Source organism: Bacillus sp. C30 (genome assembly GCF_040838255.1).
GTDB lineage: Bacteria > Bacillota > Bacilli > Bacillales > Bacillaceae_G > Bacillus_A > Bacillus_A mycoides.
In genome coordinates, this window is record NZ_JBFPJH010000041.1 from 1 (window position 1) to 22,041 (window position 22,041).

The 22,041-nt window shown below is 36.5% G+C and carries 20 protein-coding genes and 1 pseudogene; 15 read left to right on the forward strand and 6 right to left on the reverse strand.

Going from position 1 to position 22,041, the window contains the following annotated elements; all coding sequences use genetic code 11:
* The first annotated feature begins 80 nt into the window (after positions 1 to 80).
* Positions 81 to 2,804, forward strand: coding sequence for an aconitate hydratase AcnA (acnA, locus tag AB3X49_RS07225; RefSeq protein ID WP_367961240.1), 2,724 nt, complete (start codon positions 81 to 83; stop codon positions 2,802 to 2,804).
* A 69-nt stretch (positions 2,805 to 2,873) separates the two neighbouring features.
* On the forward strand, positions 2,874 to 4,589 hold the full coding sequence (locus AB3X49_RS07230; RefSeq protein ID WP_367961243.1) for an ABC transporter ATP-binding protein: 1,716 nt from the start codon (positions 2,874 to 2,876) through the stop codon (positions 4,587 to 4,589).
* Positions 4,590 to 4,611: 22 nt separating this feature from the next.
* Here the strand turns inward: AB3X49_RS07230 and AB3X49_RS07235 are convergent, their stop codons facing one another.
* Complete coding sequence (locus AB3X49_RS07235) at positions 4,612 to 4,944, reverse strand: YmzC family protein (protein WP_367961245.1); 333 nt, start codon at positions 4,942 to 4,944, stop codon at positions 4,612 to 4,614.
* Between the two features lie 11 nt (positions 4,945 to 4,955).
* Positions 4,956 to 5,171 (reverse strand): hypothetical protein, encoded by a 216-nt coding sequence (locus AB3X49_RS07240; protein ID WP_002121369.1) that lies wholly within the window; start codon positions 5,169 to 5,171, stop codon positions 4,956 to 4,958.
* A gap of 481 nt (positions 5,172 to 5,652) precedes the next feature.
* On the opposite strand from AB3X49_RS07240, the gene AB3X49_RS07245 reads away from it, so the two are divergent.
* The 4 genes from AB3X49_RS07245 to sspN all read left to right on the forward strand — a co-directional run bounded on the left by AB3X49_RS07245 (position 5,653) and on the right by sspN (position 7,705).
* On the forward strand, positions 5,653 to 6,228 hold the full coding sequence (locus AB3X49_RS07245; protein ID WP_002128499.1) for a TlpA family protein disulfide reductase: 576 nt from the start codon (positions 5,653 to 5,655) through the stop codon (positions 6,226 to 6,228).
* 115 nt (positions 6,229 to 6,343) lie between these two features.
* Entirely contained in the window at positions 6,344 to 7,324 is a 981-nt protein-coding gene (locus AB3X49_RS07250) for a 3'-5' exonuclease (protein WP_367961247.1), read from the forward strand.
* A gap of 59 nt (positions 7,325 to 7,383) precedes the next feature.
* Complete coding sequence (locus AB3X49_RS07255; RefSeq protein ID WP_002014298.1) at positions 7,384 to 7,527, forward strand: FbpB family small basic protein; 144 nt, start codon at positions 7,384 to 7,386, stop codon at positions 7,525 to 7,527.
* 43 nt (positions 7,528 to 7,570) lie between these two features.
* Complete coding sequence (gene sspN, locus AB3X49_RS07260) at positions 7,571 to 7,705, forward strand: acid-soluble spore protein SspN (protein ID WP_000527988.1); 135 nt, start codon at positions 7,571 to 7,573, stop codon at positions 7,703 to 7,705.
* A 76-nt stretch (positions 7,706 to 7,781) separates the two neighbouring features.
* Here the strand turns inward: sspN and AB3X49_RS07265 are convergent, their stop codons facing one another.
* Positions 7,782 to 9,074 carry a glycoside hydrolase family 18 protein gene (locus AB3X49_RS07265; protein WP_367961249.1) on the reverse strand — a complete coding sequence of 431 codons (1,293 nt, stop codon included), beginning with the start codon at positions 9,072 to 9,074 and terminating at the stop codon, positions 7,782 to 7,784.
* A 109-nt stretch (positions 9,075 to 9,183) separates the two neighbouring features.
* Between AB3X49_RS07265 and AB3X49_RS07270 the strand changes: the two genes are divergently transcribed.
* Positions 9,184 to 9,603 carry an acyl-CoA thioesterase gene (locus tag AB3X49_RS07270; protein WP_002128497.1) on the forward strand — a complete coding sequence of 140 codons (420 nt, stop codon included), beginning with the start codon at positions 9,184 to 9,186 and terminating at the stop codon, positions 9,601 to 9,603.
* Positions 9,604 to 9,679: 76 nt separating this feature from the next.
* Here AB3X49_RS07270 and AB3X49_RS07275 read toward each other — a convergent pair whose 3' ends face one another.
* Complete coding sequence (locus AB3X49_RS07275) at positions 9,680 to 9,970, reverse strand: HesB/YadR/YfhF family protein (protein WP_002033558.1); 291 nt, start codon at positions 9,968 to 9,970, stop codon at positions 9,680 to 9,682.
* Positions 9,971 to 10,079: 109 nt separating this feature from the next.
* Positions 10,080 to 10,676: a glycerol-3-phosphate 1-O-acyltransferase PlsY gene (plsY, locus tag AB3X49_RS07280; protein ID WP_002014306.1), complete on the reverse strand. Its 597-nt coding sequence runs from the start codon at positions 10,674 to 10,676 to the stop codon at positions 10,080 to 10,082.
* A 225-nt stretch (positions 10,677 to 10,901) separates the two neighbouring features.
* On the opposite strand from plsY, the gene AB3X49_RS07285 reads away from it, so the two are divergent.
* The 8 genes from AB3X49_RS07285 (at position 10,902) to AB3X49_RS07320 (ending at position 21,914) form a co-directional block, all read left to right on the forward strand.
* Positions 10,902 to 12,758, forward strand: coding sequence for an anaerobic ribonucleoside triphosphate reductase (locus AB3X49_RS07285; protein WP_367961253.1), 1,857 nt, complete (start codon positions 10,902 to 10,904; stop codon positions 12,756 to 12,758).
* Positions 12,755 to 13,207 carry an anaerobic ribonucleoside-triphosphate reductase activating protein gene (nrdG, locus tag AB3X49_RS07290; RefSeq protein ID WP_002128495.1) on the forward strand — a complete coding sequence of 151 codons (453 nt, stop codon included), beginning with the start codon at positions 12,755 to 12,757 and terminating at the stop codon, positions 13,205 to 13,207. The genes AB3X49_RS07285 and nrdG overlap by 4 nt, the downstream gene beginning before the upstream one ends.
* A gap of 18 nt (positions 13,208 to 13,225) precedes the next feature.
* A complete protein-coding gene (locus tag AB3X49_RS07295) occupies positions 13,226 to 13,903 on the forward strand; it encodes a response regulator transcription factor (protein ID WP_002087776.1) in 678 nt (225 codons plus the stop codon).
* Positions 13,904 to 14,106: 203 nt separating this feature from the next.
* Positions 14,107 to 15,348 (forward strand): S1C family serine protease, encoded by a 1,242-nt coding sequence (locus AB3X49_RS07300; RefSeq protein ID WP_367961255.1) that lies wholly within the window; start codon positions 14,107 to 14,109, stop codon positions 15,346 to 15,348.
* Positions 15,349 to 15,427: 79 nt separating this feature from the next.
* Positions 15,428 to 15,841, forward strand: coding sequence for a CoA-binding protein (locus tag AB3X49_RS07305; RefSeq protein ID WP_002014313.1), 414 nt, complete (start codon positions 15,428 to 15,430; stop codon positions 15,839 to 15,841).
* Between the two features lie 378 nt (positions 15,842 to 16,219).
* Positions 16,220 to 18,184, forward strand: a complete 1,965-nt coding sequence (gene parE, locus AB3X49_RS07310) for a DNA topoisomerase IV subunit B (RefSeq protein ID WP_002014314.1) — start codon at positions 16,220 to 16,222, stop codon at positions 18,182 to 18,184.
* A 1-nt stretch (position 18,185) separates the two neighbouring features.
* A complete protein-coding gene (gene parC, locus AB3X49_RS07315) occupies positions 18,186 to 20,609 on the forward strand; it encodes a DNA topoisomerase IV subunit A (RefSeq protein ID WP_002087770.1) in 2,424 nt (807 codons plus the stop codon).
* Positions 20,610 to 20,882: 273 nt separating this feature from the next.
* Complete coding sequence (locus AB3X49_RS07320) at positions 20,883 to 21,914, forward strand: oxidoreductase (protein WP_367961258.1); 1,032 nt, start codon at positions 20,883 to 20,885, stop codon at positions 21,912 to 21,914.
* 58 nt (positions 21,915 to 21,972) lie between these two features.
* Here the strand turns inward: AB3X49_RS07320 and AB3X49_RS07325 are convergent.
* Positions 21,973 to 22,041 (reverse strand): annotated as a pseudogene (locus tag AB3X49_RS07325) (VOC family protein); the annotation flags it as partial.

A 22,041-nucleotide genomic window follows, 5' to 3' on the forward strand; every position in this document is an offset into this window, starting at 1 on the left:
ATATTATCGTAAGGTATTGAAAAGTTTGTCTACATTTTATATTCAGACAAATTAGTCACGTTTAACAGGGGGGAAACATAATGGTCAAACATAATCCATTTCAATCACGTGCAACTTTTGAACTAGATGGAAAGACGTATCATTATTATCAATTGAAAGCGCTTGAAAACGCAGGGGTTGGCAACGTATCTCAATTACCATATTCCGTGAAAGTTTTACTTGAATCTGTACTTCGTCAAGTAGACGGACGCGTAATTACAGAAGAACATGTTACAAATTTAGCGAAATGGGGAACGAAAGATGTTCAAGATATCGATGTTCCGTTTAAACCATCTCGCGTAATCTTACAAGACTTCACAGGTGTTCCAGCTGTTGTAGATTTGGCTTCGCTTCGTAAAGCAATGGCAGATATGGGCGGAGATCCTGATAAAATTAATCCAGAAATTACTGTAGACCTTGTAATTGACCACTCTGTACAGGTTGATAGAGCGGGTACAGCGGACTCGCTTGCATTCAACATGGACTTAGAGTTTAAACGTAATGAAGAACGTTATAAATTTTTAAGCTGGGCACAGAAATCATTTGATAACTACCGTGCAGTTCCACCAGCAACAGGTATTGTACACCAAGTAAATCTTGAATATTTAGCACCGGTTGTTCATGCGGTGAAAAATGCTGAAGGTGACTTAGTTGCATACCCAGATTCATTAGTTGGAACTGACTCACATACAACAATGATTAATGGTATTGGTGTTCTTGGATGGGGCGTTGGTGGTATTGAAGCAGAAGCAGGAATGCTTGGACAGCCTTCATATTTCCCAGTACCTGAAGTAATCGGTGTGAAATTAACTGGTACACTTCCAAGTGGTACAACAGCAACTGACGTTGCATTAAAAGTAACACAAGTGTTACGTCAAAAAGGTGTAGTTGGTAAATTTGTTGAGTTCTTCGGTAATGGACTAAAGAGCATGCCTTTAGCTGACCGTGCAACAATTTCAAATATGGCACCAGAATACGGTGCAACTTGTGGATTCTTCCCAATCGACGATATTTCATTAGAATACTTACGTTTAACAGGTAGAGATGAAGAGCAAATTCGCGTTGTTGAAGAATATTGTAAAGCAAATGGCTTATTCTATACAGCAGACAGTAAAGATCCAATTTATACTGATCTTGTTGAAATTGATTTAAATACAATTGAATCTAATCTTTCTGGACCGAAACGTCCGCAAGATTTAATCCCACTTTCAAATATGAAAGAGGAGTTCCATAAAGCTGTTGTAGCACCAGTTGGAACACAAGGGCTTGGATTCAATGAGCAAGAGTTTGATAAAGAAGTGAAAGTTACATTGAAAGATCAAGAAGTAACGATGAAAACAGGTGGAATTGCAATCGCTGCAATTACAAGCTGTACAAATACGTCAAATCCGTACGTGTTAATTGGAGCAGGGTTAGTTGCGAAGAAAGCAATTGAAAAAGGACTTAAAGTACCTGGTTACGTAAAAACATCGTTAGCACCAGGATCTAAAGTTGTTACAGAGTACTTAGATAAGTCTGGTTTAACAACGTATTTAGATCAATTAGGTTTCCAAACAGTTGGTTACGGCTGTACGACTTGTATCGGTAACTCTGGTCCATTAGCAGAGGAATTAGAAGAAGCAATCGCAGCAAATGATTTATTAGTAACATCTGTTTTATCTGGTAACCGTAACTTTGAAGGTCGTATTCACCCACTTGTAAAGGCAAACTACTTAGCATCACCACCACTTGTTGTGGCATATGCACTTGCAGGTACTGTTGATATTGACCTGAAAAATGATGAAATCGGTAAAGATGTAAATGGTAATGCTGTTTACTTTAATGATATTTGGCCATCAGCTAAAGAAATTGAAGATGTAGTTCAAAGTGTTGTTACATCTGAATTGTTCAAAAAAGAATATGCACAAGTATTTAACAGCAATGAGCGCTGGAATGAAATCCAAACTTCAAATGAAGCTTTATATACTTGGGATAATGATTCAACATACATTCAAAACCCACCGTTCTTCGAAGGATTATCTAAAGAGCCAGGTGAAGTTGAAACGTTATCAGGCTTACGCATAGTTGGTAAATTTGGTGATTCTGTAACGACAGACCACATTTCACCAGCAGGTTCAATTGGTAAGCACACGCCAGCTGGACGTTATTTACTAGAAAACGGCGTACAACCAGTCGACTTTAACTCTTACGGTTCTCGTCGTGGTAACCATGAAGTTATGATGCGTGGTACATTTGCAAACATCCGTATTAAAAACCAAATCGCACCAGGAACAGAAGGCGGATATACAACATATTGGCCAACTGGTGAAGTAACATCTATCTATGATGCTGCGATGAAATATAAAGAAGATGGCACAGGCCTTCTAGTTGTTGCTGGTAAAGACTACGGTATGGGAAGTTCTCGTGACTGGGCTGCGAAAGGTACAAAGTTATTAGGTATTAAAGCAGTAATCGCAGAAAGCTTCGAGCGTATTCACCGCAGTAACTTAGTATTAATGGGCGTATTACCATTACAATTTAAAGATGGCGACAGTGCTGAAACATTAGGACTTGTTGGTGACGAGTCATTTGAAATTCAAATTGACAAAACGGTTAGACCACGCGATCTTGTAAAAGTAGTTGCAATCGATGCAGAAGGAAAAGAGAAGCAATTTGAAGTAGTAGCTCGTTTCGATAGTGAAGTTGAAATTGACTACTACCGTCACGGTGGTATCTTGCAAATGGTTCTTCGTTCGAAAATCGAAGAGTCTAAAGTGTCAAACTAAATAATTGAAATGAATGATAAGGAAGCTAACATTTGTTAGCTTCCTTACTTTATGTACAGAGGGAAAGGGATGAAACCATTTGGTTTCATCCCTTTCCTTTTATTATGCAAAATTGGGGGAATGACAATGAATGAGTATAGAAGAATAATGTTGCCGCTGTTGCAAGAAAAGCTATTGCTAATTAGTGCGATTTGTAGCGGAATAGTAGCTGCCATTTTAAATTTATCCCGTCCGCTATTTATGGGGCTAATTGTAGATAACATTATTCAGCGGGAGTTAAAAGGTACGTATGTATATATTGCTTTGTTTGCGGGGAGTCGCTTTTTGATGTGGGTGAACAATCTGTTATTTGATTATGTAAGCTCAAAAGTAAGTCAGCGAATATTACGAGAGAAGCGTATAGATGTATTACGTCATTTTTTCTTATTACCGTTTGAAGAAAGTGAGAAGGTAAAACAAGGGGAGTTAGAAACATTAGTCGTTTCTAATATTCCGAATTGGGTAAGGTTATATGGATCTATATTAATAGAATACATCCACGCCATTGCACAATTTATTGGTGCGTTCATAGCTCTACAACATATCGATGTACAGTTCATATGGTGGATAACCCCGTTTTTATTTTTAAGTGCAATTGTTCCAATGCTTATGGGGGGAAAAGTAAGAAATATTGCAAGTATTGCTCAAAAAAATCAATCAAGTGTTGTAGAGATGATGTCACAGTTTGTAAAAGGTATGCAAGATTTACGTAGTTTACAAAAAGAAAAATGGGCAATTCATTTGTTTAAAGGAGTGACGGCACAATCTTATAAAACAGAAGTAAGGAAGACGATGATACAACATTGTATTGGGATAGTTGGAACGGTAATAGAAACAGGAGCATATATTGTTGTTCTTATTATAGGAGCAAAAAAAATAATAAAAGGGGATATGGAAGTCGGTTCGCTTGTGGCGGTATTAGCTACAATTGAGATGTTATTTTTTCCTGTTCGTTATGCAAGTGATTTATTAATGATGACACAAGTTGCTATTGCTTCGGCAAATCGAGTTTTTTGTTTTTTAAATATAGGAGCTGAATACAGAAATGTAGAGAGAGCGATGGGAATGAGATTAACAAATGTTTCATTTCAAGAGAACGTCGAAGAGAGATGTAGAATTAAAAATATTCATTTGCAAATTAATCCTGGTGAACTCGTCATTATTGTAGGAGAAAGTGGTGCAGGAAAAACAACGCTTTTAAAATTAATAACGGGTGTGTATAAACCATCTAACGGTAGCATTGTTTATTATGGTAATGGGGCTCGTATGACTACAGTGTGGCAAGAACCTCGTTTCTTTCGGACGACAATAAAAGAGAATATGTATTTCGGGGAAGAGTATTTAGAAAACCAGTTAGCAAAAAATATTGAACTTGTAAATGTGAAGCCGATTATTAGGGATTTACCTGAAGGGATTCAAACTGTACTACATAAAAGCGGTGAAGAGTTTTCGGGAGGAGAGAGAAAACGTCTTGCGTTATTGCGAGCGATTGTATCAAATCCGAATCTTATTATTTTAGATGAACCGACTGCGGGATTAGATCCGAGCAATCAAGAAGTGGTTTGGAATATGCTTAAAGGGCTAGGGGGGAATGTAACGAGAATTGTGACGACACATGATGTAGAGAATGCGATGATAGCGGATCGGGTGGTTGTTATGAATAATGGGAGTATTGTGGAATGTGGGGATCCTAGAGAATTATTAAATTGTAAGTCATTGTTTAAAGAGATGCTAATAAAAAGATAAGAGCTACATAGCGCTCTTATCTTTATTCACTCTTATTAAGTCGATACGTATAAGACTCAGGATCGTTAGTACTAAACTCTTTTACTAGAGTAAGTTGATTTGTATCCGGATTATACTTGAAAATCTTGACTATACGTTCGCTACTTAGTGATGGATTATATTCTTGAATAGCAAATGTATTTTCAGCAATCTGTGTCATATTACTGGTGGAAATATTTTCTATGGAATCATGATTTGTAGAAATTTCAACGACTCGTTCACCGTTGAAAAATAAAAGAACGATTACTAAAATAACTAAACATATTCGTATATAGCGAAGTTCTTTACTAATAGGGTGTTCTCCCAAAACAATCATCCTTTCTGTAACTATTGTATAGTAGTGGTGGTAGTCATCGTGAAGAAACTAAGAATACCGAGACCAGCTAAAAGGATAAATGAGATTAAAGCGATATAGAGACAAATACGTCCCACTTGCTTTTTTTCAGGATCTTTACTGAAGAGCGAGATGATCCAAGTGATAATCCCGATTGGTGAAAATATAAAACTAAGAATATATAATAGTATTTTTTCAAATAAATTCATAAAAATCCCCCTTTTTGAAAGCTCTACATGTGCAGTTTTCTTCGTATTAGCGCTGCTGTTATGTAGGAAAGTACAGAATAAACAGCACTATAAACAATCCAAGCGTCTAAGTTTTGTAAAGCTAGGTGTATATTAAATTTAGAGACGATAATGAAAAATATAAGTGGAACAGTAAAAGAAATAATAATTGCAGCCCATTTGAATTTGTATAGTAAGGTGCTAAAAAAAATACATAGTAATGGTAAAGTGAAAAAAACAAAAGTGAAAGGGTTGATAAGTAATTGTAAAATACATATCACCTCGCAAGTTTTGTATTTATTTCTAATTATATGATAAAAAGGGAAATATTTCATCTGGACTATAAATATTCTAACTATTTCGACTGTGAATATTTCCAAGCTTGTCCGTATAAGCTAAAATAAGGTATATAGTATTTTGGTGATTATGTAATAAGAAGATAAACACGTAAGGGTGATATAATATGTGGCGGAAGCTTACCATTATTGTAGTGTTACTTTGTTTAGCGGGATATGCAGCTTATGAACAGTTTGGTAAAGAGGATCAAGTAATGCAAGAAAAGCCTGCCAAAAGTGAAGCTGCTATGAAAGAGATTTTCGCAAGGAACGGTATTGAAATTGGAAAGAGCGCACCAGATTTTGAATTAGCAAAGATAGATGGAACGAATGTAAAGTTATCCAATTTAAAAGGAAAGAAAGTTATTTTAAACTTTTGGGCAACGTGGTGTGGGCCTTGTCAGCAAGAAATGCCTGATATGGAGGCCTTTTATAAAGAACATAAAGAAAACGTAGAAATTTTAGCTATAAACTATACTCCTTCAGAAAAAGGAGGGGGAGAAGAAAAGGTAAGGAACTTCGCTAAAGAAAAAGGAATTACTTTTCCTATTTTATTGGACAAGAACATTGATGTGACAACAGCGTATAAAGTAATTACCATTCCAACTTCTTATTTTATTGATACAGAAGGTGTCATTCAAGATAAGTTCATTGGACCGATGACGCAAAAAGAGATGGAGAAACGGATTGCTAAATTAAAATAACGGTGAAAAGGTAGAGGTGGAAAGTTACCATTTCTGCCTTTTCTTTTTCACGTAGTGATAGCAGCATGTTATGATAAAAGAAATATAAACGTTTAGAGGTAAAGGAGTGTTTGGAGTGGGGAATATATCCTTACCGTTAGATTATGTTGTAATTGATTTTGAAACAACAGGATTTAACCCTTATAATGATAAAATTATTCAAGTCGCAGCAGTGAAATATCATAATCATGAACTAGTAGATCAATTTGTTTCCTATGTGAATCCGGAGCGTTCAATTCCGGACCGAATAACAAGTTTAACAGGTATTACAAATTATCGTGTTTCAGATGCACCGACGATTGAAGAAGTATTACCTTTATTTTTAGCATTTTTACATACAAATGTTATTGTCGCTCATAATGCATCTTTTGATATGCGTTTTTTAAAAAGTAATGTAAATATGCTTGGACTACCTGAGCCTAAAAATAACGTTATTGATACTGTGTTTTTAGCGAAAAAATATATGAAGCATGCGCCTAATCATAAACTTGAAACGTTAAAACGAATGCTTGGAATTCGATTAAGTTCTCATAATGCATTTGACGACTGTATTACGTGTGCGGCTGTTTATCAAAAATGTGCAGCGGTTGAAGAAGAAGGAAAAAGAAAAGCGAATAAGGAAGTACTTGATGAAACAGCGGTATTTGAAGCAGTAAAAGAAATGCTTGTACGAAATAAACGTGATATTGAGTGGATTCGTTGTATGAATGTTGGGAGTTATTTAGATATAAAAGCCTTTTACCCAATTATAAGGTTAAAGGTCAAAGGGCGAAAGAAATATGTGTTAACAGAAAAAATGGAAGACGATGTAAGAGAAATTTGTACGAGCTTAACATACGAGGCAGCATTGAAAAGTGAGATTGGCAACACGAGAATTATGATTGACAGTGTAGAGGACATTTTGAAGCTAGAGAGCTACATTGTAGCAGAATACGATTCTGTATTACGAGCGCTGGATGAATATAGAGCAAATAAAGTAAATGCGGATGAAGAAATTAAAAAATATTTAAATACGATTTTTTATCAAAACATAAAATTTTCTTACAAATCTGATTAAAGAGTTTTTCATTTGCTCATACTATGTAATAAGAAAGCGTAGAAGAAAGGGTGAGCAACATGAGAAGAAGTCGCCGTAGATCGTTTGAAGAACTTGTAAATGAAAATAAACAACAATTATTAAGCGATCGTGATGCAATGGATCGAATTGAAAAACGAATTGAAAAACGTTATGAAATGAAACTTTTTAAGCAGGCTGAATAATTCTTAACACTAGTACGATACTAGTGTTAAGGAGGCGATAGTAATGGGTAATCCGAAAAAGAATTCAAAAGACTTTGCACCAAATCAAATTGGAACACAATCGAAAAAAGCTGGTGGCAATAAAGGAAAGCAAATGCAAGACCAAACTGGCAAACAACCAATTGTTGATAACGGTTAAAAAAAGGAGAATGTCATCATTCTCCTTTTTGTGTGTTTGGATAATATTATAAAAATATTTAAAAAGCTGACTTTCGTCAGCCTTTTTTCGTAATTGTAAAGTTTTCAATGAGTAAACGCCAATTTTGTGGGAATGGTAGACCAATCTTCCAGTAACTAATACCGCCAATGCCTTGTTCTTTCATTAAATTGAATTTACTTTGAATAGACCTCGAATCTTCAAACCAAACCTCGTGTTGTACGCCGTTTTCATCAAAGTAATTAAAATGTGGAGCTTGGGCTGTGAAATCATAGCGGATAGGAACATTGTATTTACGAGCAAGTGCAACAGCTGCGACAGAGCTAACTGCTTTTGCGGGTGGATTCCCTTGTTTGAAAGGAAGTTTCCAATCAAATCCATATAAATTTTGCCCCATCATAATTTTTTGTGGGGGCATTTGAGATTTTGCATATTGAAGTACTTCTTTTACAGGACCAATAGGGGAAATCGCCATCGGTGGTCCACCTTGCCAACCCCAGTCGTATGTCATAATGACGACGAAATCAACAATTTGTCCTTGTGCTTTATAATCGTGAGCCTCAAAAAATTTCCCTTTTTGATTTGAGCTCGTTTTCGGTACAAGTGTTGTACTTAATGTGTATCCGCTAGGTAAGCGTGTTTTCACATTTCGTAAAAAACGATTATACGCTTCGCGATCTTCAGGTGCCACACTCTCGAAATCGAAATGAATGTCTCGCATGCCATATTTTTCAGCTGTTTGCAAAATGTTAGTAATAAACTTGTTTTGAATTGTTGCATCGCGTAAAATAACCGAGGTCAGATCGGCACTGAAATTTCCATTTTCAATATTTGTAATAACGAGCATAGGGATGGTGTTACCTTGCGTTGCAATATTAGCGATTTTCGCTGTTTCCGTCGGTTCTTTTAAAGTGCCGTCTCTTTTTGCTTCAAAGCTGAAGTAGGCTAAATATGTTAAAAATGGATTAATAGCACGTGTAGCATTTACTAAACTTTCTTTTATCGGTATTGTTGAAGGCTGTAAATAAGCAATGGATTCTACTGCTCGTTTTGTTCCTTTCGGTATATATAATTGCTGTCCGACATGGAGAATAGATTTTAATGAAAGGTTATTAACTTTAGCTAAACTGGCGAGAGGGACGTTATACGTTTGAGAAATTCGATAAAGGCTGTCACCTGGCTGTACATAATAATTATTGCCTTTTGTATTAACGATAAGTGCCTGACCAACAACGAGTGTTTCAGCTGGATTTAGTCCATTGTCTTTTACAATTTCTTCAGGTGTAGATCCGTACTTTGATGCTAAACCATAAACACTATCACCGCTACGAACAGTTACAATTTGGATCATGTGCTTGCCCCTTTCGGTAAAAGATTCACTGTTTTTATTTTATTTTTGATTCCACTGTATTATGATTAAATGTATGCAAGGTAGCAGAAGTGAAAGAAGGCGAATAGAAATGTTTGTAGCAGAACATGAAGTTGAAATCCGCTATGCGGAAACAGACCAGATGGGTGTTGTTTACCATTCAAACTATTTAGTGTGGCTAGAACTTGGGCGCACTAAACTTATACAAGAATTAGGATTTTCATATGTTGAAATGGAGAAAGAGGGAATTATTTCTCCTGTATTAGACTTGCAAATTTCATATCGTAAAGCGATGCGTTACGGAGAAAAAGCTATTGTGAAAACTTGGGTTGATACTGTGAGCCCGCTCCGCGTTGTATATGGATATGAAATTTATAATGGTGATGGCGAACTTTGTATTACTGCAAGCACGACGAATATTTGTGCGAAAAAAGAAGGGTTCCGCCCTGTATCATTTAAAAAATTATATCCTGAGTGGTATGCGAAATATGAGGAAATTAAAAAGAAATAAAGTGAAACTTTAATCAGTGGGGGTCTTACTACCCGCAAATAGCGGGATAAAAAAGCGTGGCAGAAGCCACGCTTTTTTATTTTTCATAATTAAATTGAGGGAAATCATCACCGTCGTTAAGTGTAACTAATAAATTATGTCCATCGAAGAACCACTCATCATCGCCTTCAATAAAGAAGTTAATACCTTCTTCTTGAGTTTGAACAGCAGGGTGCGCAGGGTCATCTTTACGAATACCTAAAGAAAGTCCTTTTTGCACAGTACTGCAACCGCCGTATTGTACGAAAAGGCGTATTGTTTCACCCGATTGTAAGTTTAATTCGTTTTTATACCATTGTGCTGCTTCTTTTGTTACGGAAAGATTCATGTATAGTTCCTCCAAATTATGTTGCTTTTTCTTTTAGTATAAAAAATAACGCAAAAAGACGCTATTAATATGCTTCACGTTTTCTTTTTGCGTTATGTGGGTTACGATCTTATTTTTGCTTTTTTGAAAAGTTTGCTTTTGGTTCAGTTTTATTTATAATTCGTCCGATATTTGCACGGTGTTTATAAATAACCATACCTGCTAATAAACACATCGCAATAATGAAGATTTTATCCCCGCTAACAATGGATGCAATAACAGCAACGACAGCTGTTATCATAGAAGAAAGTGATACGTATCTTGTTGTAAATAAAAGGCTGAAAAAGACAACAGCTAATATTGCAAAAACAACTGGTGAATAGCATAATAGTACCCCAGCAGAAGTTGCAACTGCTTTCCCCCCGCGGAATTTTGCGAAGATCGGATAGACATGTCCAAGAACAGCGGCTAATCCAAACCATAGTGGGTGAATATCTGACCCGAAAATAATCGGTAGACCTGTTGCTAATGTACCTTTTAAAATGTCAGCAATTGTTACGATAAAACCTGCTTTTTTCCCTAATGTACGGAATGTATTTGTTCCGCCTAGATTACCGCTTCCATGCTCACGAATGTCGATTCCATAACCAATTTTTCCAACGACTAATGCAAATGGAATCGAACCGAGTAGATAGGCAACGATAAATAAAAGATATGTAATAACCATGAGTTCAGTCTCCTTTATACAAATGTGTTGATAAAGGGTAAAAAGAGTTTTTCCCATTTATTGTACCATACATTTGTAAAGAGCACATTTCTTTTTTATAAATGAAAAAGTCATTAATTTTTAAAAAAACTTTCACAGGAATGTTACATTTTTCACAGGAACAGAAGAACTATATGTTGTATGATTTTAATCGAAAGACAACAACATGTTGGTGGAGGGTTATGAATGTTGAAACAAAATGTACGTGGAGAAGAATTAATGAAAGTATTTGAGACAATTATCCACGGTAATGAACAAGATTTAATGCAGGAAAATGCAAATGTAGATGGTCGATCTCCAATGGGAGTAATGGGAACGTTCGCATCTGAGAGCGCAAAGTATTATGCAGTAGAAAAATTATTATCAGATCAAGTGAAAAAAGCGATAGATCAAAATATATTATATCCACATGATTTAGATTTTTATGCAACAGGAACGACGACTTGTTCGCAAATTCCGTTAGCGCAAATGCTAGCTAACGGTTTCCATACTGGACATGGACATATGAGACAACCGCAAGACATTAAAAGTGCGTTGGCGCTTTCTTCAATTATTTTTCAGGCGAATCAAAATATGCAGCACGGTGGTCAATCGTTTGCACTCTTTGATATTGATTTAGCTCCATATGTGAGAAAAACAGTAAAGAGACATAAAAAACGACTACAGTCATATCCGCTTACGAAAGAACAAATAGAGGAATTTGCATGGAAAGAGACAGAAAATGATACGTATCAGTCGTGTGAGGCTTTCGTTCATAATTCAAATAGTATGCATAGTAGGGGCGGGGGACAAGTACCATTTATTTCTATTAACTACGGAACAGACACATCGAAAGAGGGAAGACTTTTAATTAAGCAACTTTTAAAAGCGACGCAAGCTGGACTTGGTAAAGGAGAAACACCGATTTTTCCTATTCAAATTTTCAAAATGAAAAAAGGGGTGAACTTTGAAGAGTGTGATCCGAACTATGATTTATTTGAATTAGCGTTAGAAACGACCGCTGAGCGATTATTCCCTAACTTTTCGTTTTTAGATGCTCCATTTAATGCAGTGCACTATGATGGACGACCTGAAAGTGAAGTATGTTACATGGGATGTCGCACTCGTGTTATGTCTAATATACATGGAGAAGAAACGGCAATAGGAAGAGGTAATCTGTCGTTTACTTCTATTAATTTAGTGAAATTAGGGCTAATTAGTGGATCGAAAGAAGCGTTTTTTGAAGCGCTAAGTTATTATTTAGATTTAGGCGTTAAGCAATTATTAGAGAGATTTGCTTATCAATGTACAAAGAGAGCAAGAGATTTTCAGTTCTTATATTCACAAGGTGTATGGTGCGGTGGAGAGACGTTACAACCTGAAGATGCTGTGGCACCGATTTTAAAACAAGGGACGTTAAGTCTTGGTTTTATCGGTCTTGCAGAATGTTTAGTAGCGTTAACTGGAAAGCATCATGGAGAAAATGAAGAATCGTGGAAGCTTGGATATGAAATTATTTCCTTTATGAGAGAGAGAATGGATAAGGCGATGGAAGAACATCAACTCAATTTCTCTGTAATTGCAACGCCGGCAGAAGGGTTATCAGGAAAGTTTGTGAAAAAAGATAGAGAAGAATTTGGTGTAATTAGCGGTGTGACAAATCATAATTATTATACAAATTCGTTCCATGTACCGGTGTATTACAATATTCAAGCGATAGATAAAATTCGATTAGAAGGACCGTTCCACGCTCTTTGTAATGGCGGACATATTACGTACATTGAACTAGATGGTGCAGCTGTGCATAATCAAAAAGCGTTAAAGCAAATTGTACAAGCGATGGCGCAGTACGGAGTGGGGTACGGTTCAATTAACCATCCTGTTGATCGTTGTAAGTGCTGTAGTTATCATGGCATTATCGGGAATGAATGTCCGAGTTGCGGGAATGAAGATGAGAATGAAATAGAAAGAATTCGCCGCATAACAGGATATCTTGTTGGAGATATGTCAAAGTGGAATAGCGCGAAACGTAGTGAAGAGATGGATCGGGTGAAGCATAAATGAAAGTTATGAATATCATTCATGATAGTGTAGTAGATGGAGAAGGATTGCGGACAGTCGTGTTTTTTGCGGGCTGTCCGCATCGTTGTATCGGTTGCCATAATCCGAAATCATGGAATGTTTGCAATGGAACTGAAATGACGGTAGAAGAAATTGTGAAAGAGATTGAAAAAAATTCATTAACCGATGTAACATTTTCAGGCGGAGATCCATTTTTTCAAGCTGCTGAAGTGAAAAAAGTAGCAAAAGCAGTGAAGGATTTGAGAAAAAATCTATGGATTTATACAGGTTACAGGTTAGAAGAGATACAGAGTGCTCAAAATAATGATATGATAGAATTGTTACATTATGGGGATGTTTTGGTCGATGGAAGATTTGAACTTGATAAAAAAGATTTAACACTTCCATTTCGCGGAAGCTCCAATCAACGTATTATTCGATTGAAAGAGTAAAAAGGCGGGATAGGTTATATGAATAAAACAGTATTACTTGTTGAAGATGAAAGAAGATTACGTGAAATTGTTAGTGATTATTTTCGTAATGAAGGCTTTGAAGTAATCGAAGCGGAAGATGGAAAAAAAGCGCTAGAATTATTTGCTGAACATACAATTGATTTAATTATGTTAGATATTATGTTACCAGAAATAGATGGTTGGTCTGTTTGTAGACGAATTAGAAAAGAGTCAGCGGTACCAATTATTATGCTGACAGCACGTTCTGATGAGGATGATACATTACTAGGCTTTGAACTAGGTGCAGATGAGTATGTAACAAAACCTTTTAGTCCGAAAGTGTTAGTAGCTCGTGCAAAGACGTTATTGAAACGTGCGGATGGAGCGGTAGGAGTATCAGAAGAAAATACTATGTCTTTAGCTGGAATAGAAGTGAATCGACTATCTAGAACAGTTTTAGTAGATGGTGAAGAAATTATATTGACACATAAGGAGTTTGAACTTCTTGTTTATTTAATGGAGAACAAAGGAATTGTGTTGTCACGTCAACATTTATTAGATCAGTTATGGGGATATGATTACTACGGTGATGACCGAACGGTTGATACACATATTAAAAAACTGCGAAATAAGCTAGGAGATAAGGCGAAGCATATCGGCACTGTTATTCGAGTAGGTTACAAATTCGAAGAATAACCTTTAATTTACTATGCATCCCGGCTTTGGGATATAGCAAATTTACACTCTCCTTTGTAGGTGGAATGTACAAAAAATACTTTTCTTGTCTACAATGGTAGATAGGAGTATTTTTTTAATTGGATTTCACGATGAGTTCACAAGAAGGACACAAAATGTGACTATACTGAAAGTACGAATTCACCAGGGAGGGGAAATAAAACATGGGATATTACGACGGACCGAATTTGAATGAAGAGCATAGTGAAACGAGAGAAGTGAAAAAATCAGGTAGTAAAAAAGGATATTTTTTCACAGGTTTAGTTGGAGCTGTAGTCGGGGCGGTTTCGATTAGTTTTGCAGCACCGTACATGCCATGGGTGCAAAATAATGATGCAGCTGTTTCGTCATTCAATTCTAATAAACAAGTAGAAGGAACTGTAGTTCCAGTTGTAAATAAAGCGAAAAATGAAACTGATTTACCGGGAATGATCGAAGGCGCGAAGGATGTTGTTGTAGGTGTTATTAATATGCAACAAAGTGTTGATCCATTTGCAATGCAACCGACAGGCCAAGAGCAACAAGCTGGCTCAGGATCAGGTGTTATTTATAAAAAAGCAGGAAATAAAGCGTATATTGTAACGAACAACCATGTAGTAGATGGAGCAAATAAACTTGCTGTAAAACTAAGTGATGGTAAAAAGGTAGATGCAAAGCTTGTAGGGAAAGACCCTTGGTTAGATTTAGCGGTTGTAGAAATTGATGGATCTAATGTAAATAAAGTTGCCACTTTAGGTGATTCAAGTAAACTTCGTGCGGGTGAAAAAGCGATTGCAATCGGTAACCCACTAGGGTTTGATGGAAGTGTAACAGAAGGTATTATTAGTAGCAAAGAACGTGAAATTCCAGTAGATATTGATGGCGATAAGCGTGCAGATTGGAATGCTCAAGTTATTCAAACAGATGCAGCGATTAACCCAGGTAATAGTGGTGGTGCGTTATTTAACCAAAACGGTGAAATAATTGGGATTAATTCAAGTAAAATTGCACAACAAGAAGTTGAAGGAATTGGATTTGCTATTCCAATTAATATTGCAAAGCCAGTTATTGAATCCCTTGAAAAAGACGGAGTAGTGAAACGTCCAGCTCTTGGAGTAGGTGTCGTTTCATTAGAAGATGTGCAAGCTTATGCAGTAAATCAATTAAAAGTGCCAAAAGAAGTAACAAATGGAGTTGTATTAGGTAAAATCTATCCAATATCACCAGCGGAAAAAGCTGGTTTAGAGCAATATGATATAATAGTAGCGTTAGATGATCAAAAAGTAGAGAATTCACTTCAATTCCGTAAATATTTATATGAAAAGAAAAAAGTAGGCGAGAAAGTAGAAGTTACATTCTATCGCAATGGCCAAAAAATGACGAAAACAGCTACATTAGCAGATAATTCAGCTACAAAGAATCAATAATCGGAATAAAAGAAAGTCTCTTTCATGTTGAAAGAGACTTTCTTTATCGGATATACTAAAGGAATAGGAGGGATAAATTATGATAATTGAAAACCCAACTCGTACGGAAATTGGTGAAGTATTAAAGAAAAGTAAAACGATTGCAGTTGTTGGATTATCAGATAAGCCAGAACGCACATCGTATATGGTTTCAAAAGCAATGCAAGATGCTGGGTACCGCATTATTCCAGTAAATCCAACAGTAGATGAAGTACTCGGAGAAAAGGCAGTTTCTTCACTGACGGATATTAAAGAACATGTTGATATTGTAAATGTGTTTCGTCGCTCAGAATTTTTAAAGGATGTTGCGAAAGAGTTTGTAGAGATTGATGCAGATGTTTTCTGGGCACAATTAGGAGTACAAGATGAAGATACATATAAACTTTTACAAGAAAAAGGCTACACAGTAATAATGGATCGTTGCATTAAAGTAGAGCATGTAATGACAAAATAGTATAGATTTTAAAGATAGAAAGATTGATTCAGCCCTCACTTTTTACATAAGTAGGGCGGATGAACGAGGTGTTCATCATGAGATTTTTTAAAGGCTGTTTTTGGGGATTGTTACTTGTTATCCCATTTTGGATATTGATCATTTGGATCATGATAAAGGTTTGGAATGTATAATGTTGGAATACATATCCATTTCTCGTTGACAAACGATTATTTTTCTGAAATAGTAGCCTAGAGGAATCCTTGTGAAAAAAAACAAGGATTTTTCTATTGAAAATAGTATATAAAAGAGATAAGATAACTTGCCAAAACTATAGTCGAGGCGTTATTCTATAATAGAAACATATGTTCTGATTTGATTAGGAAAGGGGCAAGGAGTTTGGCGAAGCATCAGTTCCAATATAATGAAGATGCAATTCAAGTGTTAGAAGGACTTGAAGCCGTTCGAAAACGCCCGGGTATGTATATCGGGAGTACGGATAGCCGTGGATTGCATCATTTAGTATATGAAATAGTAGATAACTCCGTTGATGAAGCATTAGCGGGATTTGGCGACGAAATTTCTGTCGTAATACATAAAGATAATAGTATTAGCGTAATTGATAAAGGGCGAGGAATGCCTACGGGAATGCATAAGCTTGGAAAGCCGACACCTGAAGTTATTTTAACTGTACTTCATGCTGGTGGTAAGTTTGGCCAAGGAGGCTATAAAACGAGTGGTGGTTTACACGGTGTTGGGGCATCAGTTGTAAACGCCTTATCAGAATGGCTAGTAGTAACGATTAAGCGAGATGGTAGCATTTATGAACAACGCTTTGAAAATGGTGGTACTCCTGCAACGACGTTAGAGAAAATCGGGAAAACGAAAGAGTCTGGTACAACGATGCACTTCAAACCAGATACAACTATTTTCAGCACAACAAATTATAATTATGAAACATTATGTGAGAGATTACGTGAATCTGCATTCTTATTAAAAGGAATGAAAATCTCGATAAAAGATGAACGTAATGATTTAGAAGATGTGTTTCATTATGAAACAGGAATTGAGGCTTTCGTTTCATACTTAAACGAAGAGAAAGATTCGATTCATCCAGTTGTATATTTCTCGGGTGAGCAAAATGGAATTGAAGCAGAGTTAGCGTTTCAGTTTAATGATGGTTACTCAGAAAACATTCTTTCGTTTGTAAATAATGTACGTACAAAAGACGGTGGTACACACGAAGCTGGATTTAAAACAGCAATGACACGTGTGTTCAATGAGTATGCTCGTAAAGTTTCTTTATTAAAAGAAAAAGACAAAAATTTAGAGGGTACAGATATTCGAGAAGGATTAGCTTCGATTGTTTCTGTACGTGTACCAGAAGACGTACTCCAGTTTGAAGGGCAAACGAAAGGGAAACTAGGTACAAGTGAAGCTCGTTCTTCAATTGATGCAATTGTATCTGAGCATTTAGCTTACTTTTTAGAAGAAAACCCGGATGTAGCTACACTTCTTGTGAGAAAGGCAATTAAAGCAGCACAAGCACGTGAGGCTGCTCGTAAAGCGAGAGAAGAAGCGCGTACTGGTAAGAAGAAGAAAAAATCAGAAGGTACTTTAAGCGGGAAGTTAACACCTGCACAATCACGTAATCCTCAGAAAAACGAATTGTATTTAGTAGAGGGTGACTCGGCTGGTGGTTCAGCAAAGCAAGGGCGAGATCGTCGTTTCCAAGCGGTACTACCATTACGTGGTAAAGTAATTAACACGGAAAAAGCAAAGCTTGCTGATATTTTTAAGAACGAAGAGATCAATACGATTATTTACGCAATTGGCGGCGGCGTAGGGAATGAGTTCGCTGTTGAAGATATTAACTACGATAAAGTTGTTATTATGACCGATGCAGATACGGATGGAGCACATATTCAAGTGTTACTACTGACGTTCTTCTACCGTTATATGAAACCACTTATTGAAGCTGGTAAAGTATTTATCGCACTTCCACCTTTATATAAAGTAAGTAAAGGAAAAGGGAAAAGTGAAGTAATTGAATATGCATGGTCTGATGAAGAATTAGGTGATGTAACGAAAAAGGTCGGTAAAGGCTACATGTTGCAGCGCTATAAAGGACTTGGCGAAATGAATGCCGATCAATTATGGGAAACAACGATGAACCCTGAAACACGTACGTTAATCCGTGTGAAAATTGACGATGCATCAAGAGCTGAGCGCCGAGTTACGACGTTGATGGGGGATAAAGTAGAACCTCGCCGTAAATGGATTGAGCGTAATGTACAATTTGGTATGCAAGAAGAAGGAAATATTTTAGAAAATGAAATGATTATGGAGACGGAGGTGGAATAACATGCAGGCAGAGAAGTTTCATGACCTCCCGCTTGAAGACGTGTTAGGTGACCGCTTTGCACGTTATAGTAAATATATTATTCAAGACCGCGCGCTTCCAGATGCGCGTGACGGTTTAAAACCGGTACAAAGACGTATTTTATATTCTATGTATGTAGAAGGAAACGTACATGATAAAGCGTTTCGTAAATCAGCTAAAACAGTAGGTAATGTTATCGGTAATTATCATCCACATGGTGATTCCTCTGTATATGAGGCGATGGTCCGTTTAAGTCAAACTTGGAAAGTACGTAATGTTTTAGTTGAAATGCACGGAAATAACGGTAGTGTTGATGGGGATCCAGCAGCGGCAATGCGTTATACGGAAGCACGTTTATCACCAATCGCATCTGAGTTATTACGTGATCTTGATAAAGAAACAGTAGAATTCGTGTCAAACTTTGATGATACGAGTGAAGAACCTATTGTATTACCGGCAATGTTCCCGAACTTATTAGTGAACGGATCTACAGGGATTTCCGCTGGTTATGCAACAGAAATTCCACCGCATCATCTTGGAGAAGTAATTGATGCTACAATGATGCGTATCGATCAACCGAATAGTTCTGTGGATGACTTGTTAACGGTTATTAAAGGACCAGATTTCCCTACAGGTGGTATTATACAAGGGATAGATGGCATTAAAAAAGCGTATGAAACAGGTAAAGGTAAAATTATTATTCGCGGAAAAGCAGAGGTTGAAACGATTCGTGGCGGGAAGCAACAAATCGTTATTACAGAAATTCCGTACGAAGTAAATAAAGCGAATCTTGTTAAGAAAATGGATGAATTACGTATAGATAAAAAGCTAGATGGAATTGCTGAAGTACGTGATGAGACAGATCGTACAGGTCTTCGTATCGTTGTAGAATTAAAAAAAGAAGCGAATGCTGAAGGTATTTTAAATTATTTATATAAAAATACAGATTTGCAAATTCCATACAACTTTAATATGGTAGCGATAAATAATCGTCGTCCGACACTTATGACATTACCTAAGATTTTGGATGCATATATTGGACATCAGAAAGAAGTTGTTACAAGACGCTCACAATATGAATTAAGAAAAGCAGAAAATCGTCAGCATATTGTAGAAGGTTTAAAGAAAGCATTATCAATTTTAGATGAAGTGATTGAAACGATCCGTGGGTCTAAAGATAAGCGTAATGCGAAAGATAATTTAAGTGCGAAATTTGGATTTACAGAGGCGCAGTCAGAAGCAATTGTTTCACTGCAATTATATCGTTTAACAAATACAGATATTACAGCGCTAGAGCAAGAAGCCGCGGAACTTAGTAAGAAAATTATAGAGTTACAGTCAATTTTACAAAGTGAAAAAAGACTTTTTCAAGTTATTAAAACAGATTTGAAGAGAGTAAAGAAAACATATAGTGATAATCGCCGTGCGATAATTGAAGAGGAAATTGAAGAAATTAAAATCGATGTGGAAGTTATGATTCCGCAAGAAGATGTCATCGTTACTGTAACGAAAGAAGGCTATGTGAAACGAACAGGTTGGCGTTCGCATAATGCATCGAACGGGAAATACTTCGGTATGAAAGAGGGTGACATCTTACTTGAGCGTTTCGATACAAACACGACAGAAACCGTTCTTTTATTTACGAACAAAGGAAATTATATTTATCTTCCTGTGTATGAAATGCCAGAAATTCGTTGGAAAGATTTAGGTCAACACGTTGCGAATCTTGTTTCACTCGAGCGAGATGAATCGTTAATTTGGGCAACAGTCGTACCGAATTTTGAAGAAGAAAAACGATTTATCGTATTTGTTACACGAAACGGTATGATTAAGAAAACAGAATTAAACCAATATAAAGTGCAGCGTTATTCACGGGCATTCGTTGCTGTAAACTTGAAAAAAGATGATGAAGTTGTTGATATATTTGCGACAGATGGGACAAGTGATATTGTTCTTGCAACACATGGTGCATATGCACTTGTATTCAATGAAGAAGAAGTAAGTCCAGTTGGTGTCAGAGCAGCTGGTGTGAAAGCAATTAATTTAAAAGAAGATGACTATGTTGCTTCTGGTAAACCGTTAAATGGTGAAAAAGATCAACTTATTCTCGTTACGCAGCGAGGTGCTGTGAAACGTATAAAGGCATCGGAAATTGAGAAATCAACGAGGGCGAAGCGAGGCCTTGTAATTTTTAAAGAGTTAAAACGTAATCCGTACCGCATTGTCGGTATTGAAATTGTTCGAGATGATGAATTAGTTTACATGAAGACAGAGAAACACATTGTAGAAGAAATTGATCCGAAAGCGTTTCGAAATAAAGACCGGTATAGTAATGGTAGTTTAGTACTAGATGTTAATGATACTGGTGAAGTAATTGAAACGTGGACAAAGAAAAGAACGGAATAAAGTGAAACTTTAATCAGTGGTTTTCTTTGTCCATCCCCCACTGAGTATTAGCCTTCACCAATCGGGCTTTTACGGGCAGTTGGTCTCCCACCTAACTCCCTCGCATTCGCCTTATTTTGAGGTGGGAGTCTTACTGCGCGTTAATGCGGGATAAAGGGAGCATCTTGCTATGAATGATAGCAAGATGCTTTTTTCTAAGCAAATCATTATGTATATAAAAATAATCTTGTTATAATGATGAAATAAAATCGTTCTCATAAATGGAGGGGCAACATGAAAAAAATAGGTGTAGGGATTGTAGGATTTGGATTTTCTAGTACAACATTTCACATCCCGTTATTACAAACGATAGAAGAATACGATATTCGTGCTATTTTATCATCAAAAGAAGAAGTAGTGAAACAAGCATTACCAAATGCTGTAGTTGTTGGTACAATTGATGAATTAGTAAATCGAGCTGATATTGACTTAGTGGTCATTACTTCGCCGAATACAACCCATTTTCCATATGTAAAAGAAGCAATTGTACACGGTAAGCATGTTGTTGTGGAAAAACCATTCGTTGTTTCAATTGAAGAAGGAGAAGAACTTATTTCATTAGCAAACCGACATAATGTCGTTTTAAGTGTGTATCATAATCGCCGTTTGGATAATGATTTCTTAACGATAAAGAAATTATTACAAGAAAAAAGAATAGGAAATGTATACGCATATGAAGCGCATTTCGATCGTTTCCGCCCACATGTACGCGATCGCTGGAGAGAAAAGAACTTACCAGGATCAGGTATATTATATGATTTAGGATCGCATTTAATTGACCAAGCATTATCATTATTTGGGAAACCAGATGCGATAAGCGCAGATGTAATAAAACAACGACCAGGTGCAGAAGTGGATGATTACTTCCATGTTGTACTTCACTATGGAGTGAAGCGCGTTATTTTACATAGTAGCAGTTACGTAAAGCAAGCTGGACCACATTTTACACTGCATGGAGATAAAGGTTCTATCGTGAAGTATGGTATGGATTCACAGGAAGAACAATTAAAGACTGGAATGAAGCCAGGGGATAATGGTTATGGATCAGACTCTGAAGAGAATTTTGCTACTTTAGAAACAGAAGAAAGCTTAGAGCGTATTCCAACAGAAGTCGGCTGCTATGACATGTATTATAAAGGTGTGCGAGATAGCATATTAAATGGTGAAAAACTACCTGTAACTGCTCAAGAAGGTTTAGACGTTATTAAATTGATTCAATTGGCGATTGAAAGTAGTGAAACGGGTAGAGTCATTGCGGTAAAATGAAAAAAGACACGAATTTCGTGTCTTTTTTTATTAGGAACATGTGAATATGACTAATTATTTAGTTTAATCGCTTGTCATACATTAACTGAATTTGTATGCCGTAAGGATCTTCAATAATCCCATATGC

What these genes read in the sequence shown, in the direction of transcription:
- acnA (WP_367961240.1), top strand. Translation starts at nt 81, where the DNA reads ATGGTCAAACATAATCCATTTCAATCACGTGCAACTTTTGAACTAGAT.
- AB3X49_RS07230 (WP_367961243.1), top strand. Translation starts at nt 2,874, where the DNA reads ATGAAACCATTTGGTTTCATCCCTTTCCTTTTATTATGCAAAATTGGG.
- AB3X49_RS07235 (WP_367961245.1), bottom strand. Translation starts at nt 4,944, where the DNA reads ATGATTGTTTTGGGAGAACACCCTATTAGTAAAGAACTTCGCTATATA.
- AB3X49_RS07240 (WP_002121369.1), bottom strand. Translation starts at nt 5,171, where the DNA reads ATGAATTTATTTGAAAAAATACTATTATATATTCTTAGTTTTATATTT.
- AB3X49_RS07245 (WP_002128499.1), top strand. Translation starts at nt 5,653, where the DNA reads ATGTGGCGGAAGCTTACCATTATTGTAGTGTTACTTTGTTTAGCGGGA.
- AB3X49_RS07255 (WP_002014298.1), top strand. Translation starts at nt 7,384, where the DNA reads ATGAGAAGAAGTCGCCGTAGATCGTTTGAAGAACTTGTAAATGAAAAT.
- sspN (WP_000527988.1), top strand. Translation starts at nt 7,571, where the DNA reads ATGGGTAATCCGAAAAAGAATTCAAAAGACTTTGCACCAAATCAAATT.
- AB3X49_RS07265 (WP_367961249.1), bottom strand. Translation starts at nt 9,074, where the DNA reads ATGATCCAAATTGTAACTGTTCGTAGCGGTGATAGTGTTTATGGTTTA.
- AB3X49_RS07270 (WP_002128497.1), top strand. Translation starts at nt 9,184, where the DNA reads ATGTTTGTAGCAGAACATGAAGTTGAAATCCGCTATGCGGAAACAGAC.
- AB3X49_RS07275 (WP_002033558.1), bottom strand. Translation starts at nt 9,970, where the DNA reads ATGAATCTTTCCGTAACAAAAGAAGCAGCACAATGGTATAAAAACGAA.
- plsY (WP_002014306.1), bottom strand. Translation starts at nt 10,676, where the DNA reads ATGGTTATTACATATCTTTTATTTATCGTTGCCTATCTACTCGGTTCG.
- AB3X49_RS07285 (WP_367961253.1), top strand. Translation starts at nt 10,902, where the DNA reads ATGTTGAAACAAAATGTACGTGGAGAAGAATTAATGAAAGTATTTGAG.
- nrdG (WP_002128495.1), top strand. Translation starts at nt 12,755, where the DNA reads ATGAAAGTTATGAATATCATTCATGATAGTGTAGTAGATGGAGAAGGA.
- AB3X49_RS07295 (WP_002087776.1), top strand. Translation starts at nt 13,226, where the DNA reads ATGAATAAAACAGTATTACTTGTTGAAGATGAAAGAAGATTACGTGAA.
- AB3X49_RS07300 (WP_367961255.1), top strand. Translation starts at nt 14,107, where the DNA reads ATGGGATATTACGACGGACCGAATTTGAATGAAGAGCATAGTGAAACG.
- AB3X49_RS07305 (WP_002014313.1), top strand. Translation starts at nt 15,428, where the DNA reads ATGATAATTGAAAACCCAACTCGTACGGAAATTGGTGAAGTATTAAAG.
- parC (WP_002087770.1), top strand. Translation starts at nt 18,186, where the DNA reads ATGCAGGCAGAGAAGTTTCATGACCTCCCGCTTGAAGACGTGTTAGGT.
- AB3X49_RS07320 (WP_367961258.1), top strand. Translation starts at nt 20,883, where the DNA reads ATGAAAAAAATAGGTGTAGGGATTGTAGGATTTGGATTTTCTAGTACA.